Source organism: Dyadobacter sp. CY356 (assembly GCF_021440195.1).
Lineage (GTDB): Bacteria > Bacteroidota > Bacteroidia > Cytophagales > Spirosomataceae > Dyadobacter.
The window spans coordinates 438,979-457,773 of record NZ_JAJTSZ010000006.1 but is presented as its reverse complement, the minus strand read 5'-3'; the positions used below and the strand labels follow the sequence as shown (position 1 = coordinate 457,773).

16 protein-coding genes are annotated in these 18,795 nt (G+C 40.7%); 7 read left to right on the top strand and 9 right to left on the bottom strand.

Annotated features, from left to right (window positions below; all coding sequences use genetic code 11):
- Window positions 1-14 precede the first annotated feature (14 nt).
- Genes LXL81_RS20845 through tsaD form a run of 3 tightly spaced genes read right to left on the bottom strand, consistent with a single transcriptional unit; the run spans window position 15 to window position 2,705 of the window.
- Entirely contained in the window at window positions 15-878 is an 864-nt protein-coding gene (locus tag LXL81_RS20845; protein WP_234648697.1) for a hypothetical protein, read from the bottom strand.
- Window positions 879-888: 10 nt separating this feature from the next.
- The gene (locus tag LXL81_RS20840) at window positions 889-1,686 is read right to left on the bottom strand and encodes an MOSC domain-containing protein (protein ID WP_234648696.1); all 798 of its coding nucleotides are present in this window, start codon (window positions 1,684-1,686) and stop codon (window positions 889-891) included.
- Between the two features lie 20 nt (window positions 1,687-1,706).
- Window positions 1,707-2,705, bottom strand: coding sequence for a tRNA (adenosine(37)-N6)-threonylcarbamoyltransferase complex transferase subunit TsaD (gene tsaD / locus LXL81_RS20835; protein WP_234648695.1), 999 nt, complete (start codon window positions 2,703-2,705; stop codon window positions 1,707-1,709).
- Window positions 2,706-2,777: 72 nt separating this feature from the next.
- On the opposite strand from tsaD, the gene LXL81_RS20830 reads away from it, so the two are divergent.
- Entirely contained in the window at window positions 2,778-7,379 is a 4,602-nt protein-coding gene (locus tag LXL81_RS20830) for a translocation/assembly module TamB domain-containing protein (RefSeq protein ID WP_234648694.1), read from the top strand.
- Here LXL81_RS20830 and LXL81_RS20825 read toward each other — a convergent pair.
- Window positions 7,369-7,896 carry a thioesterase family protein gene (locus tag LXL81_RS20825; RefSeq protein ID WP_234648693.1) on the bottom strand — a complete coding sequence of 176 codons (528 nt, stop codon included), beginning with the start codon at window positions 7,894-7,896 and terminating at the stop codon, window positions 7,369-7,371. The two genes, LXL81_RS20830 and LXL81_RS20825, sit on opposite strands and share 11 nt — an antisense overlap.
- Before the next feature lie 20 nt (window positions 7,897-7,916).
- The gene (locus LXL81_RS20820) at window positions 7,917-8,309 is read right to left on the bottom strand and encodes a hypothetical protein (protein ID WP_234648692.1); all 393 of its coding nucleotides are present in this window, start codon (window positions 8,307-8,309) and stop codon (window positions 7,917-7,919) included.
- 361 nt (window positions 8,310-8,670) lie between these two features.
- Here LXL81_RS20820 and pafA (LXL81_RS20815) point away from each other — a divergent pair, with 361 nt between their 5' ends.
- The 4 genes from pafA (LXL81_RS20815) (at window position 8,671) to LXL81_RS20800 (ending at window position 12,846) form a co-directional block, all read left to right on the top strand.
- On the top strand, window positions 8,671-10,344 hold the full coding sequence (gene pafA, locus LXL81_RS20815) for an alkaline phosphatase PafA (protein WP_234648691.1): 1,674 nt from the start codon (window positions 8,671-8,673) through the stop codon (window positions 10,342-10,344).
- Window positions 10,345-10,501: 157 nt separating this feature from the next.
- Window positions 10,502-12,136 carry an alkaline phosphatase PafA gene (pafA, locus tag LXL81_RS20810; protein ID WP_234648739.1) on the top strand — a complete coding sequence of 545 codons (1,635 nt, stop codon included), beginning with the start codon at window positions 10,502-10,504 and terminating at the stop codon, window positions 12,134-12,136.
- Window positions 12,137-12,322: 186 nt separating this feature from the next.
- Window positions 12,323-12,583, top strand: a complete 261-nt coding sequence (locus LXL81_RS20805; protein WP_234648690.1) for a hypothetical protein — start codon at window positions 12,323-12,325, stop codon at window positions 12,581-12,583.
- Window positions 12,565-12,846 (top strand): Txe/YoeB family addiction module toxin, encoded by a 282-nt coding sequence (locus LXL81_RS20800; protein ID WP_234648689.1) that lies wholly within the window; start codon window positions 12,565-12,567, stop codon window positions 12,844-12,846. Before LXL81_RS20805 ends, LXL81_RS20800 begins: the two co-directional genes overlap by 19 nt.
- Window positions 12,847-12,874: 28 nt before the next feature.
- Here LXL81_RS20800 and LXL81_RS20795 read toward each other — a convergent pair whose 3' ends face one another.
- The 3 genes from LXL81_RS20795 to LXL81_RS20785 all read right to left on the bottom strand — a co-directional run bounded on the left by LXL81_RS20795 (window position 12,875) and on the right by LXL81_RS20785 (window position 15,474).
- Window positions 12,875-13,315 (bottom strand): NfeD family protein, encoded by a 441-nt coding sequence (locus LXL81_RS20795; RefSeq protein WP_234648688.1) that lies wholly within the window; start codon window positions 13,313-13,315, stop codon window positions 12,875-12,877.
- Between the two features lie 3 nt (window positions 13,316-13,318).
- Entirely contained in the window at window positions 13,319-14,236 is a 918-nt protein-coding gene (locus LXL81_RS20790) for an SPFH domain-containing protein (RefSeq protein ID WP_234648687.1), read from the bottom strand.
- A gap of 125 nt (window positions 14,237-14,361) precedes the next feature.
- Window positions 14,362-15,474 carry an acyl-CoA dehydrogenase family protein gene (locus LXL81_RS20785; protein WP_409013936.1) on the bottom strand — a complete coding sequence of 371 codons (1,113 nt, stop codon included), beginning with the start codon at window positions 15,472-15,474 and terminating at the stop codon, window positions 14,362-14,364.
- A gap of 262 nt (window positions 15,475-15,736) precedes the next feature.
- Between LXL81_RS20785 and LXL81_RS20780 the strand changes: the two genes are divergently transcribed.
- Both LXL81_RS20780 and LXL81_RS20775 read left to right on the top strand, forming a co-directional pair.
- Complete coding sequence (locus tag LXL81_RS20780; protein ID WP_234648685.1) at window positions 15,737-17,047, top strand: UDP-glucose/GDP-mannose dehydrogenase family protein; 1,311 nt, start codon at window positions 15,737-15,739, stop codon at window positions 17,045-17,047.
- A gap of 32 nt (window positions 17,048-17,079) precedes the next feature.
- On the top strand, window positions 17,080-18,072 hold the full coding sequence (locus LXL81_RS20775) for a UDP-glucuronic acid decarboxylase family protein (RefSeq protein WP_234648684.1): 993 nt from the start codon (window positions 17,080-17,082) through the stop codon (window positions 18,070-18,072).
- A 155-nt stretch (window positions 18,073-18,227) separates the two neighbouring features.
- Here LXL81_RS20775 and frr read toward each other — a convergent pair whose 3' ends face one another.
- Complete coding sequence (frr, locus tag LXL81_RS20770) at window positions 18,228-18,788, bottom strand: ribosome recycling factor (protein WP_234648683.1); 561 nt, start codon at window positions 18,786-18,788, stop codon at window positions 18,228-18,230.
- Between the last annotated feature and the right edge of the window lie 7 nt (window positions 18,789-18,795).

Genomic DNA, 18,795 nt, shown 5'->3' with positions numbered 1-18,795 from the left:
GCTCTCATTATTTATTAGAGGATCAGCAGCGGTATAAGCAAAACCATAACAATCAGCATTCCTTTATATTTATTCTTTTGCATAAATCCGGAATTTTGTAACATAAAAGATTGCAGGACAGCCATCATCATCAAAATAACAGAAAAGCGTTGGGTATACCGAAATTCTGTATGAAGGCAAATGCCCACGCCACCGGCAATAATAGCCAATGTGAGAAAATGTATAATTTTTCCGGATAAAGGTGCTTTCAGTAAACCTGCCACATTTGAAACATTCGGATATTCAACAGATTGATAATAAGATGAAAGCAGGAAGTTTTGTATTACGATCAGAAAAAATAAAGCCGCTGAATATTTAATTTCTTTAACAATTTCCTGGTTTGAGAACAAAGTAAAAGCTAGTATCCCGGCTGTTAAAATAATAACAGAAACGGGTGCCCGAAGCGTATGTAACGGACTTCGTTCGGGTAATAAAGATATTAACCAAACGCTGATTCCAGAGATAACAGTCAGTCCAATGGCAATTTTCCAAACATTTGGGGGCAAATAAAAAGCAATAAAAATCCCGGTTACCAATCCACCAGCAACCACTTCCAAATAAGTGATCCGGTTTTTCTGGTTTGGTAAAAATCGCTTCATCTCTGTTCTGGCCGGTTTTCTGTTATCCAAAAGCCTGTTCATGGAGGAAATGACAAAAACAGCCAGGCCCAAAACTAAATTTACGGTAAGGTTAACAGAAGTTTTTCCCGTTGGCAGGCGATTGAAAGCCAGTTGGCACATCATGGCACCGGCTGCCAGATCAATGTTTGCCCAGTGCAAATGAATAGGACGGAATTTGCGGACAATATTTAAGGTATCGTTGAGTAAATCTATTTTCACAAAAAACTTTTTATTCTAATAATGAAATCTGGTCGCCCTCTTTGATCAGTCCGTCTTGTCTTGTTACAACATTCTGTCCAAAGAGTATTTTATTGTTAACACGTCTGTAAGTCGCCAGGGTTTTAAGCGGCTCCTTACCTTTTTCTGCTGTTTCAGGATCAATGGTTGTGAGTACGCACCGCGCACAAGGCTTTACTATATCAAAAAACAATCCACCAATCTGAATCGATTTCCAGTCATCTTCTGCATGAGGATTTGTCCCTGTTACTACAAAGTTGGGGCGGAAACGCTGCATTACGATTGGTGTTTCCAATTGTTCATTAAGATGATCAAGTGAAGCTTGCGAAATCAGTAAAAATGGGAATCCATCGGCGAAACTGACATTTTCATTATTTTTGGCATAACGCGGATCCGCTTTCCGTTCACTGGATTCAGGCATGATCACCAGTTTTACGTTCAGTGATAATTGCTCAGAAAGCCATTTGTCAACTTCATCACTCACTGTAAGCGCCTCCACTTGATCGTCCCAAACCGTTACATTAACAGGAATTGCTGATATAGCCTGAAAAGGAACATGAACTAAATTATCTGTTTCCACGCGACTTAAAATGATCAAGCCACTTTCATTTATAGCAACTTTCAGCATGGCCATTTTTGGATATTCCCTTTGCGTGAGGAAACGATTGTTTTCATCAACAATCATCCATCTTCGGTCATATTGAAGCCCTTTTTCTTCAACCTGCGCTTCTGTCAAACGGATTCCGGCCAGTGATTTTATTGGATAAATCCAGATTTCTGAGAGTACCATATTTCAGTATTTTGGGGGAATTAGAATTCCATTCTGGCCATCGGACTTACCGTCTGGTCGCAAAAATCATCATTTAAATATTTATAATGAGCCGCCATCGCAATCATCGCGGCATTATCAGTGCAATATTCAAAATCAGGAATATAAACTTTCCAATTTAACTGCTGTCCAAGTTCCAAAAGCGAAGTTCTCAATCCTGAATTGGCAGAAACACCACCAGCAATCGCAATTTCTTTAATTCCGGTTTCCTTGGCAGCTTTTTTTAATTTTTTCAACAGGATATTGACCAGTGTATGCTGAACGCTGGCGCAAATATCTTCAATGTTTTCCTGAATGAAATCCGGATTTTCACGAACCTGTTTTTGCAGAAAATACATGAATGAAGTTTTGATCCCACTAAAAGAAAAATCAAGTTCAGGCATTTCCGGTAAGGGAAAAGCATAAGCCAGCGGATTTCCTGTTTTGGCATATTTATCAATTAATGGGCCACCCGGATAAGGCAGATCCAGCAATTTTGCGGTTTTATCAAAAGCTTCTCCCACAGCATCATCCCTTGTCTGGCCAATCACTTCCATTTCCAGCGGACTGGTTATTTTGACAATTTGAGTATGTCCGCCGCTCACAGTCAGGCATAAAAAAGGAAATTCCGGTTTTGGATCCTGAATAAAATGGGCTAATACATGCGCCTGCATATGATTTACTTCAATAAGCGGCAACCCAAGCCCAAGTGCCATGGATTTGGCAAAGGAAGTTCCAACCAGCAACGCACCTAATAATCCCGGTCCTTTTGTAAAAGCAATGGCATCAAGGTCTTTTTTTGTTACTTTTGCATCAGTCAAAGCTTTATCTACCACTGGCAGAATGTGTTGCTGATGTGCACGCGACGCCAACTCCGGAACAACGCCGCCATATTGTGTATGAATGAGCTGCGTGGCAACAACATTGGAGCAAATTTTGCCGTTAGATAAAACAGAAGCCGAAGTCTCATCACAAGACGACTCAATAGCGAGAATGTTCATGAAATTTGAATAATATTCGCAAAAATAAGCAATTAACGATAAGATACGCAGGAATATGCTGCGAAGCTATATATGTTAAAAACCCTGAAGGCGATCACCAATGTACTGGTTGTGCTCATGATCTTTGCGCTCTTAGCGCTTGGGATCGTCACAATCGCCGTACAGTTTCCTTCGGTTCAAACATTTCTGGTACAAACCGCAACGGCCAGGATTTCAGAAAAGATGGGTTATCCCATTGAGATAACAAAGGTAAATATCAAATGGTTTGATGTAGTTTCTTTGGAAGGTGTCTCAGTGAAGGATACCAGTCAAAATGATATGATTGATGTCGGGCGGATCGATGTTAATCTGAATATGCAGAATATTATCCAGAATTCTGTCAATGAAATTCATCTGGACGAAGTGACGCTGTATCAGCCTAATGTCCATCTGATCGTCGCCCCAAAATCCGGTGATCTGAATATCGACGGATTTATAAACCGTATTGTTGAACTAACTTCTTCCAATACGCCCAGACCGGCAAATGCGCCGGAAAATAATACACCTTTCACCATTGGAAAATCAAGAATTGTTGACGGTACTTTTCGTTATGACGATCCGAGGAAACCGCGTGACAAAGGTTCCAGGACTTTTGATTATTCCCATTTTGAGCTTAATAAACTTAATGCTGATCTGAAAGATTTCCTGGCACAGGGAGATACGATTTCTTTTTTGGCAAGAGATATGAAAACGGTTGACAGGCGGACGGGCATGAAAATGCATGATCTTGATACTCGTTTTTTGTTTTGTCAGAAGAAAATGGAGCTGAAAGAACTAAGCGCTCATATCGGAAATTCTTTCATCGGAAATGATATCAGTTTTCACTATAACCGCTCTGGCGATCTGGGCGATTTTAATCATAAAGTCTTTTTAAGAGCGCATTTTGTTAATAGTAAAGTCAGTTCATCCGATCTGGGTTTATTTTCAACTTATGTCGATGGCCTCAGGGAAACCTGGCAGGTGTCCGGTGATTTTAATGGCCGGGTTGATGATTTTGAACTATCTCACGCCGATATCCATTTTGGGCAGGGGAGCCGTTTGCTTGGTGATCTGGGTTTTAAAGGTTTGCCGGATAATGGTCCCGATATGAACCTCCAGCTTTCCCTTTCCAAGATTTTACCGGTGGATCTTGTGCAATATTATCCTGAATGGAAATCGCATGAAACCTTGCAGAAATTCGGAGTGACGCTTTTGGAGGGAAAATTTAAAGGTACCATCCAGGATTTTGATGTCAATGCCTCTGTTTCCTCTGAATTGGGAAAAGCCTCTGGTGATCTCGTTTTCCATATCACGGACGAAAAAACAACTACCTATTCAGGAGATGTGAAAACGTCGGATTTTGAAATCGGTAAACTTATTGATGAACCTGAAACCTGGCAGCGTCTTGATTTTTCAGGAATGATCCATGGTAAAGGACTGGATCTGGCCAATGCTTCCACCAACATGGATGCGGTGGTAACCAGGGTTGGTTTTAAAAATTATGACTACCGGAATATTGGTTTGAAAGGAAATCTTCAGAATCAGTATTTCAATGGATTAGTAAGCACGAAAGATTCAAACCTGGTCGTAAATCTGGAAGGGGAATTTGACCTTTCAAAACCTAAAAATTCTTTTGATCTGCAAGGTATTATTGAAAAAGCAAATCTTAAACAGTTGGGTTTCACCAAAGATGAGATCACGCTTCGGACGCAACTGGATATTAAAGTTGCAGGAAATACGGTGGACGAATTGTTGGGAGACGCCAAGCTGCTGAATACCTTTTTAATTACACCAAAAAAAGAACGAAATCTGGTCATTGATACTTTGTTGTTTTCTTCCAGACAAAGGCTTGACAAACGGATACTTAATCTGGAAAGCGAATTTTTAACGGCGAAAGTTGAAGGCGATTTCGTTCCAACCCGGGCCTGGAAGGATGTTAGCCAGGTTTTGGAAGAGTATCAGCTATATTTCCTGGACAACGAATCTGACCGGAATGCGTATTATGCCAAAAAGGAAAAGAAAATAATCCAGCAGCAGTATGAAATTGATTATCAGGTTGAAACGAAAAATATAGCACAGTTTCTGGCATTTGTTAGTCCGGATGTTTACGTTTCTCATGGTTCCAAAGCGGAAGGGAAATTCAAAATGGACAATACTGCGTTTTTGTCCTTCAATGCAATGGCGGACACAGCGCGTTATGGAAAAAATGAATTTATAAAGTCGGAAGTTGACGTCACCACTTCCAAGTTTGTGAACAGCGCGGAAGTTCTCGCTTCGGTGCTTGTCACTTCAACAAAACAGCAGATCAGTGTTTTGGTACCAACGGAAAAACTGGAACTGGAAGGTACCTGGGATGTGGATCATATTGATTTTGATGGCAGAATCAGACAGGTCAAAAGTACTAATCTTGCAAATCTGGCGGGGGAAATCAGATTTTTGCCGGCCGGTCTGGATATCAGTTTTAAGAATTCGAGACTTAATCTGCTTGATGAGGAGTGGAATATGCCTGCAAATAGTTTGATTTCCATTGTTGGCCGGGATATCACTTTTAGTAATCTTGGACTGATTAATGGAAAACAACGGCTGGCGGTTAATGGAACCGTTTCCAGCGATCCTGACCGTACCTTGCTTTTTGATATCAAAAACTTCAAACTGGGAACACTCAATCCGGTTTTGAATACGCAGCTTGCGGGAATTATGGACGGTTCTGCAAAAATGCGGGATGCTTATAACAGCGTTGTGCTTGACGCCAATTTTAATGTTGAAAGTCTTGGTTATGCAAATTATGAATTTGGGAATTTTGCAGGAACCGGAGAATGGGATCAGTTTGATAACCAGTTACAAATCGATGCTGAGCTTACCAAAGATGCACGAAGAATATTCAGTGTTGTTGGCTCCTATCGTCCTAAATTAAGTGCAAACACTTTAAATCTGAAAGCTATTTTTAACGACATGGATTTCAAAGCTTTGGAGCCATTTGCGGAAGAACTGGTTTCGGATGTCAGTGGAAAAGCACATGGGACTGTTTTGATTAAAGGTACTTTGAACGCGCCGGTACTGGATGGATCCATCATGGTTGATAAGGGGCGGATGAAGTTTGATTATCTGCAATCGATTTTTACGTTTAGTGATAAGATCAATTTTACGGAAAGTGAAATCACTGTAAATAATATCACCCTAACTGATCCTGATGGAAATACGGCTTCTCTGCGCGGCGGGGTTTTTCATGATGGATTTAAATATTTCAGTTTAGGTTTTAATGCCGATCTGCACAATTTTAAGATCCTGAATACTGGTGTCAAAGACAATGAGATGTTTTACGGAACGGCTTATGTCACAGGTCCGGTCAATATTTTTGGCCCGATTGATAATATGAATATCGAAGCCAACGTGACCAGTAACAAGGGAACAAGGATTCATATTCCCCTCGATGGCGCGACGGAAGTTGCTACGCAGGATTATATCCAGTTTGTCAGCCAGATACCAAAAGTGGATAGTACTAATCTGGAAAAAGATGTACAGCAAAGCAGAGTGGCCGGTGGTATCAAGATGAATTTCAATTTCAATCTTACACCTGACGCGACCTGTGAAATTATATTTGACAGACAAACCGGTGATATTATCCGGGCAAATGGGAACGGTCGTCTTAACTTAAATATTGATACAAAAGGTGATTTTACGATGGTCGGGACTTATGAAATTGATAAGGGAGACTATAATTTCACGTTACAAAATGTTATCAATAAGAAGTTTACAATAAAAAAAGGAAGCCGGATTGTTTGGTCGGGCGATCCTTATGGGGCGCAGCTGGATGTGAAAGCAGGTTATACCCAGCTGGTTTCTCTGGTTGGCGTTTTGCCAAATACTTCATCAGCCAACACCTCCGGAAATGAAGCAATTGCGTCGGCTCTATCGCGCAGATATCCGGTAGAAGTTTCAATTTCTTTATCCGACAGGCTGATGTCTCCGCAGATAAAATATGATCTGCAAATTCTTGATAATCCATCTTTGAGTGTTTTGCGTGGACAATTGGAAGCTTTTCAAACAAAATTGAAGTCGGATGAGCAGGAGCTTAGCCGGCAGGTTAGTAGTTTACTGGTTGTCAATCAGCTTTTGCCGGAAGTCAATGCGGCAAGCAGCCAGAATTTTGTTGGAAATAGTATCAGTGAGCTGGTTTCGAACCAGATCAGCCGCTGGGCGTCAACGTTGAATGAAAAACTGGAAGTTGGTGTCAGCGGACTTTCACTTGACCAGAACGCGCTGAATAATCTTCAGCTCCGCTTTTCTTACCGTTTCCTGAATGACCGTTTCCGTATCACACGTGACGGACGCATCAGTTCGGGTGTAACCGGAGCAAGCCAATATGATGCAACAAGTATTTTAGGGGAATGGACTTTGGAATATTGGCTGACGCCTAACGGATCAATACGGGCTAAAGCGTATAACCGAAATATTCAAAATGCGTTGTATCTGAACAGTACGCTGACGACAGGCGGAGTGAGTATGCAGTTTACACACAGCTTCAACCGCTTCAAAACAATGCCAAGACCGACGTTGCAGGTTCCTTACGTACTTCCAATTCCGATTCCATCGGATTCGGTTGATAAGGATACCAGTACAAACAAGCTGATTTCAAGAAAAGAACTTATGCGTTAGTCCCTTGTGAAAGCGCGTATTTTATTTGATGGATACGGTCATTAAATTCCAGATTTGGAAAATCGATATCGGGAACGCAGGTCGCAGCCAGATATGCCATCACCTCTTCATTGTGCGGCACTCTTTTTCCGGTCAAAATACTGATATGTTTTGAAGTTGTCCAAAGCATCGTTTTTAATTCTGTGCGGTGGTCGTTGGTCATGAAATATTCAGTAACCATCGTGTCTTCGTTATAATGAATTACTCTGGAAGTAATGCGCGTCCATTCACTGATGAGTGCCGGACGAACGTATGCAATCTGATGCTGATACACTACCCAGCTGGTTTTCAATTCCCTGAACATCGCCTCAAAGCTAAATCCGTATAGTTTGGAAACCTGATCTTCTCTGGCATTGAAAAAATACTCGAAATATTTCGAATTGTTTAGGTGCATGAGCGGATCACAATCCTGAAAACGGACAATGACGCGTGACTCCGCCTCAACGGGCATTTTTGATAAATCTCCTGTAAAAAGCATCTTTTCTGATTAAGCTTTGGTTATTCTCCTCTGTATCTTACAGCAAGGCCTTTCATAATGTAACCTTCTTTTTTTACAGAAGTATAGTATTTATACTGCACATTGATCAGCGCATTCGCTCCGATTTTTTGCGCTTTCATCACAAGTCTCGCGGCAAGAAGCTCCTTGGTTTCTGCATCATTTCCTCGATACATCATTTTACGGTCCTTGGTTTGTCTGGCTGTCAGAGAATCTTCGCTACTGATTTCCACCCAGCCAATTTCCGAATAGGGCCGGTCAAGTGACTGGTTTTCATAGAGCACTTCAATCGGGTATTTCTTACTCGTTGAAATAGGCACCCCGGAGGCGCAGCCCGCTAAGGTGATTATAGTCAGAGCCAATAAAATATGGCTTAATTTAATTTTGCCGGACATTCGATTAATTAGGATTATGATAACAAAACTGAGAATCTTATCGCTGAATTCCCACAGATTCTATAAATATGTGCGAGGTCGCTGTACATTACCTTATCAATACATCTGCTGACATGCGGATTGTTGCGTTCGGATTGAAAAATTACAAATATCTGATTTGAATTATTTGATTTTCAGTCCACATAATAAAGGTAAGGAACAATCATTCCTGCTTTTATCTGAGAGGTAATTATTTGTTAAACTAAAATTGGCCTGAACAAATAATTAAGAAGTATATATTTGGAGTTGGATTATATTTATTGCTTAAATAGGTCCGCAGTTGCTTTAACCTTTCAAGACCAATAAAATTAATTGATTTCCTATGAAACGTATACCCAAGTTATTTCTGCATGTTTTGATCACTGGTTGCATGCTGAGTTCTTCGGTTTTTGCGCAAATTCCTTCCAAAAATATTTCAAAATCCACAACACTCGCCCGGCCAAAACTCGTTGTTGGCATCGTTGTTGACCAGATGCGCTATGATTATCTATATCGGTATTATAACAAATATTCAGAAGGTGGATTGAAAAGACTGATCAACGATGGCTTCAACTGTCGGAATAATCATTATCATTATGCCTTAACGGTAACGGCGGCTGGCCATTCTGCGGTTTATAGCGGTTCATTGCCAGCCATAAACGGTATTATTGGCAATGACTGGTTTGATACTAAAACGGGGCAGAAAGTCTATTGCACTGATGATCATGACGTTTCTACGGTCGGAAGTAATAATGTGACTGTGGGGAAAATGTCTCCAAAAAATCTTCTGACCAGTACGGTAACTGATCAGTTAAGAATTGCTACAAATTTTCGTTCCAAATCTATCGGTATTGCAATAAAAGACCGGGCATCCATTCTTCCCGCAGGCCATGCAGCAAACGGTGCTTACTGGTTTGATTCAAAAACCGGAAATTTTGTTACCAGTACTTATTATATGAATGAACTTCCAAAGTGGGTTCAGGATTATAATGACAAAAAAATGCCGTCAGTGTATTTGAAAAAGGGTTGGAGTTTACTTTTGCCTGCTGACCAATATACAGAAAGTACGCCGGATGACGAGCCCTGGGAAGGGAAATTGCCAGGTGTTGCCAAACCTGTTTTTCCTTATGAACTGGCCGGTTTGGCTGGTGATGCATTTGGTGTTGTAACGACCACGCCCTGGGGAAATACCATTACAAAAGAAATGGCCATTGCGGCTATTAAAGGTGAGAATCTTGGAAAAGGAAAGGATACTGATTTTCTGGCAATAAGTTTTTCTTCACCTGACAGAATCGGTCACGCTTTTGGACCTACATCCATTGAGCAGGAAGATGATTATCTGAAACTGGATATGGAGTTTGCCGAACTGCTTAACTTTTTGGATGGTTGGGTTGGAAAAGGAAATTATACCGTTTTTCTGACGGCAGATCATGGCGGAGCGGATGTGCCTGGGTTTTGGAAAGAGCATAAATTGCCTGCTGATTTGCTGGATGCTGTTAAAATTGAAGAAGCTGTTAAAAAATCAATGGCCGATGCTTTTGGTAAGGGAGATTTTGTTTTAGCAAGTGAAAACTATCAATTATATCTTGACCATAAACTTCTGAAAGAAAAGAAAATTTCAATGAATGATGCTTATGAGGTAGTCAGAACAGCACTACTTCCGATTGACGGTATAGCTGATGTTTTAAACTTGGCCGATATTAATAAGGCTCCATTGAATACCTATCAGCTTGAATTATTCAAAAATAATATCAATGCCAAAAGAAGTGGAGATCTGCAAATCATTGTTCAGCCAGGCTGGTTTGCAGGTGGCGCAACGGGAACAGATCATGGCACGCCTTACAATTACGATACCCATGTTCCATTTCTTCTTTATGGCTGGGGGGTGAACAAAGGCGAAACTCTGCGCAGAACAAGCATAGCGGATATTGCACCTACGATTTCATCACTGCTACATATTCTGCCACCAAGTGGAAACGTTGGAAACCCTGTTGAAGAGGCTTTGAAGAAAAACTAATGGTTTGATAAGGTTGAGTTAATTTAATAATCATTTTTATTTTTGAAGAAATTCCGGATTATTTCCAGTTTTGATTTCAACCTTTGTGTCTTGTCGAATATAAATTGACACCAATAAATTAATATCCTGAATCGTGAGAAAATTATCCTTCTGGGTTATGGGCATGCTGGCAACTATTTCTGTTGCTGCTCAAATACCTAAAAAAACATCAGTACCTGCATCAAAAAATCTGGCACGACCAAAATTAGTAGTCGGAATCGTTGTGGATCAAATGCGTTATGATTACCTCTACCGCTATTATGACAAATATGTGGAAGGCGGATTGAAACGTTTTATGAACGAAGGTTTCAACTGCCGGAACAATCATTATAGCTACGCCTTAACCGTTACTGCGGCCGGACACGCTTCAATTTACACAGGTTCTGTACCGGCAATTAACGGAATTATCGGAAATGAATGGCATGATCAGTATTCCGGAAAAGGCGTTTATTGCGTGGAAGACAGCACCGTAAAAACAATTGGAAGTAATAATGTCAGTGTTGGGAAAATGTCACCAAAGAATTTATTGACAAGTACCGTTACAGATCAACTAAGAATTGCTACCAACTTTCGTTCAAAAACAATCGGCGTAGCGATAAAAGACCGCGGATCGATTTTGCCTGCCGGACATACGGCAAATGCCTCATATTGGTTTGATTCGAATACGGGAAACTGGGTTACCAGTACTTTTTACATGAACGATCTGCCGCAATGGGCTAAGGATTATAATAACAAAAAAATGCCTGCTGAATATTTAAAAAAGGGCTGGCAGCTTTTAAATCCGATTGAGCAGTATACGCAAAGTACGGCAGATGATGTTGCCTGGGAAGGGAAATTGCCGGGTGCTAAAAAACCTGTCTTTCCTTTTGAACTGGCAGGTTTTGCAGGAGATGTTTTCGGTACGGTTACAAGCACACCCTGGGGCAACACGATTACCAAAGAAATGGCCATTGAAGCGATTAAAGGTGAAAATCTTGGGAAAGGTGCTGACACAGATTTTCTTGCAATCAGTTTTTCTTCCCCGGATAAAATCGGGCATATGGCCGGGCCGAATTCTGTTGAACAGGAAGATGATTATTTGAAACTGGACCGTGAATTTGCGGAGCTTTTTTCATTTCTGGATAGCTGGACAGGAAAAGGTAATTATACCGTTTTTCTTACTGCGGATCACGGGGTAGTTGACGTTCCGGGATTTGCCAAGGAACACAAACTTCCGGCCGGACTTGCCAGCAGAACCGTTTTAGGAGATATTGTGAAACAGGCACTGGAAGAAAATTTTGGTAAGGGTGATTACATCAAAGGCAATGAAAACAATCAGTTGTATCTGGATCATGCGCTTTTGAAGCAGAAAAAGATCAATATTACCAATGTTTATGAAGTAGTGCGCGAAGCATTACTTCCTGTTGATGGCATTGCTGATGTTATTAATTTAAGTGATATGGGAAGAGCGCCGTTAAATACTTATCAGCTTGAATTGTACAAAAATAATGTCAACGCGAAAAGAAGCGGAGATATTCAGATTATAACGCAGCCCGGCTGGTTTTATGGCACTTCGACAGGAACTTCGCACGGTACGCCATACAATTATGACACGCAGGTTCCTTTTGTGTTATATGGCTGGGGAATTAATAAAGGTGAAACGCTGAGACGGACTTCAGTTTCTGATATCGCCTCTACGATTGCTTCTCTGTTACATATTTTACCGCCAAGCGGAAACATCGGAAATCCGGTTGAAGAGGCTTTGAAAAAATAGGAATTCTGATAATGATTGAAAAAAAGCCTTGATGGGATTTGATTCCCTTTGAGGCTTTTTTTAATAAAATTCAGAATCAAGTTACTATTTATAGTTTTCATTGTATCAATATCGTTCTGCTAAGGCAGTTATGATTGTAGCTTAAGATTTTTTAATTAAATTTGTGTACACAAAATTGTACATACCATGAGAGTTATAACAGCAAGGGAATTTCGTGAAAATCAAAAGGATTACCTTAATATAGCCGAAACAGAGAGAGTAATTATTCACAGGGGGAAAAAGAGAAAACCTGTGTTGCTCGTTCCAATTAATGAAAATACTGAAACAGATATTTTTTTTTCAGATCCAAATGTATTGAATTCTATTAAGGAAGGAATTGAAGACGTAAAAGCTGGGAGAATAACGACGATAAGGGATCTTAAAAATATATGGGCAGATATTCTATAAAGATTTCTGATAAGGCTAAAAAAGAATTGGTTTTACTCCATCGATCGGGAGATAAAATTTTAATGAAGCGTATTGAAAAAATATTCGAAGAATTAGGGGATAATCCCTACGCAGGAACAGGAAAACCTGAACAATTAAGATATAATCTTTCTGGCTTGTGGTCAAGACGACTTGACAGGAAGAACCGAATTGTTTATGAAGTTCTTGAAGAAATAGTAACCGTTTTTATTATCGCTGCAAAAGGGCATTATTCAGATAAATGAACTCGATACATTGCATATAAGCAAGCTCTCAGGATTCCTCCACCACCAAAGTAATCCCTTCAGTCCGCTGGATGATTACTTTGCTACCAGCTTCAATCGTAGCATGGTTTTCGGAAATGGCACTCCATTCCGCTCCACGATAATAAATTTTCCCTGATCCACTCGCCGGTATATCTCTGATAACCATCGCTGTTTCTCCAACAAATTCTTTGTATTCCTGATGTTTTTCGTGCCTTGCCTCCATGATTTTTTTTGCATTTCTCCTGAATACGATCAATGTTAAAAGTGATATTACAGAAAAAGCAATAATCTGATATTCCAGACTTGGCAGTAAACCAATGGCTGCAAGTAAAGCAGTTAATAATCCACCAACGGCAAAAAATACAAAAACCAGGGCAACGCTTACCAGCTCTGCAACTAACATCAGCAGTCCGATAATTACCCATATCTGTGGAAGCGACAAATCCATATTCTATTTCTTTGGTTCGGAAGATTTTACGATACTAACAGCTGCGGCAATCATACTGCCCATGTCAGCAAGATTGGCCGGAAGTATCAGTGTATTGCCTGCTTTCGCAAGTTTTCCGAATTGTTCTACATAATTATCAGCAACTTTTAATTGTACCGCTTCCATTCCGCCTTCGGTTTGGATTGCCGCGGCCACCAGCCTGATACTTTCTGCTGTTGCTTCTGCAACTGATTTTAAGGCAGCTGCTTCACCCTCAGCCTCGTTAATCTGACGTAAGCGCAAACCTTCAGATTCCAGTACCGCTTTTTGTTTTTGCCCTTCTGCGACGTTAATTGCAGCCTGCTTTTCTCCGTCCGATTGTAAAATTACCGCACGGCGTTCCCGCTCAGCCTGCATTTGTTTTTCCATCGCAATCAGAACGCTTTGCGGAGGCGTAATATTTTTTATTTCATAACGAAGTACTTTCACACCCCATCCGATAGCAGCGTCATCAATAGACTGCACAACAGCGCGGTTGATGGTCATTCTTTCTTCGAAAGTTTTATCTAGATCAAGTTTCCCAATCTCACTACGCATCGTAGTTTGTGCAAGTTGTATTACGGCAAAGGTATAATCTGCAATACCATAAGCTGCTTTTTTAGGATCAATTACCTGAATGAAAATTACGCCATCCATGCGCACCTGGACATTATCACGGGTGATACAGATCTGTTCCGGAATATCAACGGCTGTTTCTTTCAGCGTATACTTATAGGCAATCCGGTCGAAAAACGGAATGATAAAATTGATACCTGGTTGTAATACCGCATAGAATTTCCCAAGCCTCTCCATAATATAGGCGCTTTGCTGTGGAATTACTTTTACCGTCATCAGGATAGTGAGTACGACAAGGACAAGAAGTACCAATAGCGGAGTCATCATTGTTTGTTGTTAAGGTTTATAACGAAAATAGGTTCGTTACAAACTTATTCCTAACAATGTTGTACCAACGACCTGCAAACGCGGTCGTCGGTTATAGTACTGGATGGATGGTCATAATTGATATATTAATCTTTCAAGATTTCTTTTGAAATAACCATTTTCTGAATTTCGCTGGTGCCTTCTCCAATCGTACAAAGTTTACTATCACGATAAAATTTTTCTACCGGATAATCTTTTGTAAAACCATAACCACCAAAAATCTGCACTGCCTCATTGGCAACGCGTACGGCTGTTTCCGAAGAATGATATTTTGCAACAGCACTTGGTAAAGTTACGGTCTGGCCTTTGTCTTTTAGAGCCGCTGCGTGATAGGTTAATAATGAAGAAGCCTGAATATCCGTATACATATCGGCCAGTTTGAAAGCAATAGCCTGGAAATTTGAAATGGATTTTCCAAATTGTTTTCTTTCTTTGGAATAACTTATAGCAGCTTCATAAGCACCTAATGCAGTTCCTACACCTAAAGCCGCAATAGAAATTCTTCCGCCATCCAGTACTTTTAGTGATTGAATAAACCCGTCGCCAGTTTCACCCATCCGCTGATTATCCGGAATGAAACAGTCCTGAAAAATAAGTTCGACTGTTTCCGAGGCACGCATACCGAGTTTATTTTCTTTCCGGCCTGCGGTAAATCCCGGTGTTCCCTGTTCAATAATAAAAGCGGTAGCTCCATGTTTATCACCGGGTTCACCAGTTCTGGCGATTAAAACTGTAACATCACCGCTTTTTCCGTTTGTGATAAAATTTTTCGATCCGTTGATTATCCAGCCGTCCTCTTTTTTTACAGCGACCGTTTGCATATTTCCGGCATCAGATCCGGTATTGGGCTCCGTCAAACCCCAGGCACCGATCCACTGACCGGTGGCTAATTTTGGAAGATATTTACTTTTCTGTTCTTCACTGCCAAACATCAAAATATGATTTGTACAAAGAGAATTGTGCGCTGCCATGGAAAGTCCGATGGACGGATCAACTTTTGAAAGTTCTATAATCGCTGTTACGTATTCGGCATAACCAAAACCTGCGCCGCCGTAAATTTCAGGCACGAGCATACCCATCAGGCCAAGTTCCCCAAGCTGGTGAAATATGGTTTTAGGGAAATATTGCTCCTCATCCCATTGGCTGATATTTGGTTTTATTTCCTTTGCTGCAAAATCCCTCACCGTTTTTTCAATCATTGAACGGATTTCGTCTTGTTCATTTTCGGTTACATTTGGCGTGTGCATTGTTATTTATGTTGATGAATTAATATGTATAGTTCAATAATAAGAAGAAAAGAACATATTTCATTACCGATTAAAAACAAAAGCGGATTAGAAGAAGTATGATTCATATAAAAAAATTACTTTTGCTTCCAATTGGATTTTGCAGGCTTAATAAAATGCAATTTCCGGGCTAATCGAAATCTAATTCATCGCAGCTATATTATTTTAGGATTTTATGAAAATAGCAGTAGTAGGAACCGGCTATGTCGGGCTGGTAACAGGAACTTGTTTTGCTGAAACAGGTAATCAGGTCATTTGTGTAGACATTGATGTAAAAAAAATAGACCGTATGTTAAATGGGGAGATTCCTATTTACGAACCGGGACTGGATGTTCTTTTTCACCGTAACGTGGAAGAAGGCCGTTTAAAATTTACAACCAATCTTGCAGAAGGAATTAAAGATGCAGAGGTAATTTTCCTTGCACTTCCAACTCCTCCGGGCGAAGATGGTTCTGCGGATTTGAAATACATTCTTAAAGTAGCGGATGATCTTGGTTATATTTTGGATAAATATGCTGTAATCATCGATAAAAGTACCGTTCCGGTTGGGACAGCAGAAAAAGTACGCGCAACAATTGCAAAAAATGCAAAAGTCGAATTCGACGTAGTTTCTAACCCTGAGTTCTTGCGCGAAGGGGTTGCCGTTGAAGATTTCATGAAGCCAGACCGCGTTGTAGTTGGGACTACTTCTGAGAAAGCTAAAAAAGTTATGGAGAAACTTTACGCACCGTTAGTACGTCAGGGTAATCCGGTTATTTTCATGGACGAACGTTCTGCGGAAATGACGAAATATGCAGCGAATTCTTTCCTTGCCATGAAAATTACTTTCATGAATGAGATCGCAAACCTTTGCGAAAAAGTAGGAGCGAACGTGGATGATATCCGTCGTGGTATTGGTACGGACAGCCGCATTGGTAAACGTTTCCTTTTTGCCGGTATCGGTTACGGTGGAAGTTGTTTTCCAAAAGATGTTCAGGCTTTGGCAAAAACATCAGCGGATTTTGATTATGATTTCAGAATTTTGAAATCGGTAATGGAAGTGAATGACGACCAGAAGAAGAAACTTTTGCCGATGGTCCATAATTTCTTTGATAACGATCTGAAAGGAAAAACTATCGCAGTCTGGGGCTTGGCCTTCAAACCTTATACAGATGATATCCGTGAAGCGCCGGCATTGGAAAATATTGATGCCTTACTTGAAGCAGGAGCTAATATTACTGTTTACGATCCGGAAGCGATGGACAATGTGAAAGCGATTCTTGGAGATAAAGTTACTTTCTGCCATACGCCTTATGCCGCTCTGGATGATGCGGACGCGCTGATGATCTTTACCGAATGGCCGCAATTCCGTACTCCTGAATTTGAAAAAATGGGTAAATTGCTTAAAAACAAGGTAATTTTTGACGGGCGTAATCTTTATGAATTAAGTACAATGCGTGAAATGGGTTATACTTATTTCAGCATAGGCCGGGAAAAAGTATCATAATTTTGTCTTAATCTCAATAAAATATATAATTCATGAAGCGTGTATTAATAACGGGAGCGGCAGGTTTTTTAGGGTCGCATCTTTGTGAGCGATTCTTAAAAGAAGGCATGTACGTGATCGCAATGGACAACCTGATCACAGGTGATCTGCGAAATATCGAACATTTGATGCCTAATCCAAATTTTGAGTTCAATCACCATGATGTTACGAAATTCGTACACATTCCCGGCGATCTGGATTACATCATGCACTTTGCATCACCGGCCAGTCCGATCGATTATTTGAAAATCCCGATCCAGACTTTGAAAGTTGGTGCCATGGGAACGCATAATTTGTTAGGACTTGCGCTTGCCAAAAAAGCACGTTTCATTATCGCTTCCACTTCGGAAGTTTACGGAGATCCTTTGGTTCACCCGCAAACGGAAGAATATTGGGGTCATGTGAATCCGATCGGTCCACGGGGCTGTTATGACGAAGCAAAACGTTATCAGGAAGCAATCACGATGGCATATCACCGCTATCATGGTGTTGAAACCCGTATCGTTCGTATTTTCAATACCTACGGACCTAGAATGCGACTGAATGACGGACGTGTATTGCCGGCATTTATCGGACAGGCTCTGCGCGGAGAAGATATCACGATCTTTGGAGACGGATCTCAGACACGTGCTTTCTGTTACGTTGATGACCTTGTTGAAGGAATTTACCGCTTACTTTTAAGTGATTATGAATTACCTGTGAACATTGGAAATCCTTCGGAAATCACGATTAAGGAATTTGCTGAGGAAATCATCGCTTTGACTGGTACTGACCAGAAAGTTGTTTATAAAGATCTTCCGCAAGATGATCCGAAACAACGTCAGCCTGACATTACAAAAGCAAAAGAAATCCTTGGCTGGGAACCAAAAGTTGCCCGTGCGGAAGGTTTGCAGATCACCTATGATTATTTCCGTAATCTTCCGAATGAAAGATTATACGAAGAATCAAACCACAGAGGTTTTGCAGATTTTAAGAAGGAAGACTAATTTGGCATTCGGCTATCAGCAATCGGCTGTCGGCCTGACTTAGCTAAAAAAGTTTTATAAATCATAACAAAAAATCCCGCAGATGTTTCTACGGGATTTTTTGTTTTAATTATGCGAAAAACTGACAGCCGATTGCCGAAAGCTGACCGCCCAAATTATACCTCCATTATTTCCTTTTCCTTCGCAGTAAGAATCTGCTCAACTTTTGCAACAAAACTATTAGTAAGCTGCTGAACGCGGTCTTCGCTTACTTTAACCAAATCCTCCGCAACGCCATCTTTCGTCAATTTGCGAAGAGAATTGTTTGCATCCTGACGAATATTACGGATATTGATTTTGGCCGTTTCAACCTCGTTTTTAGCACGTTTTGCCAATTCACGACGGCGTTCCTCATTAAGCGGCGGAACAGAAATGCGGATCAATTCCCCATCATTAGAAGGAGCAAAACCAAGGTTTCCGTTACGGATCGCTTTTTCAATATCATTGATAATTTTTTTCTCAAACGGTCTGATGGCGATAGTCCTTGCATCCGGCGTATTGATCGTTGCCACATTGTGCAAAGGCGTCATCGTACCGTAATAGTCAATCTGAAGCCCTTCCAGCATTTGAGGAGATGCCTTTCCGGCGCGTATCTTGCCCAGTTCAATAATTAAGTGCTTCACCGCACCTTCCATCGTGTCTTTGGCGTCGTCCAGATATAATTCTATTTCTTCCATTGTTAAC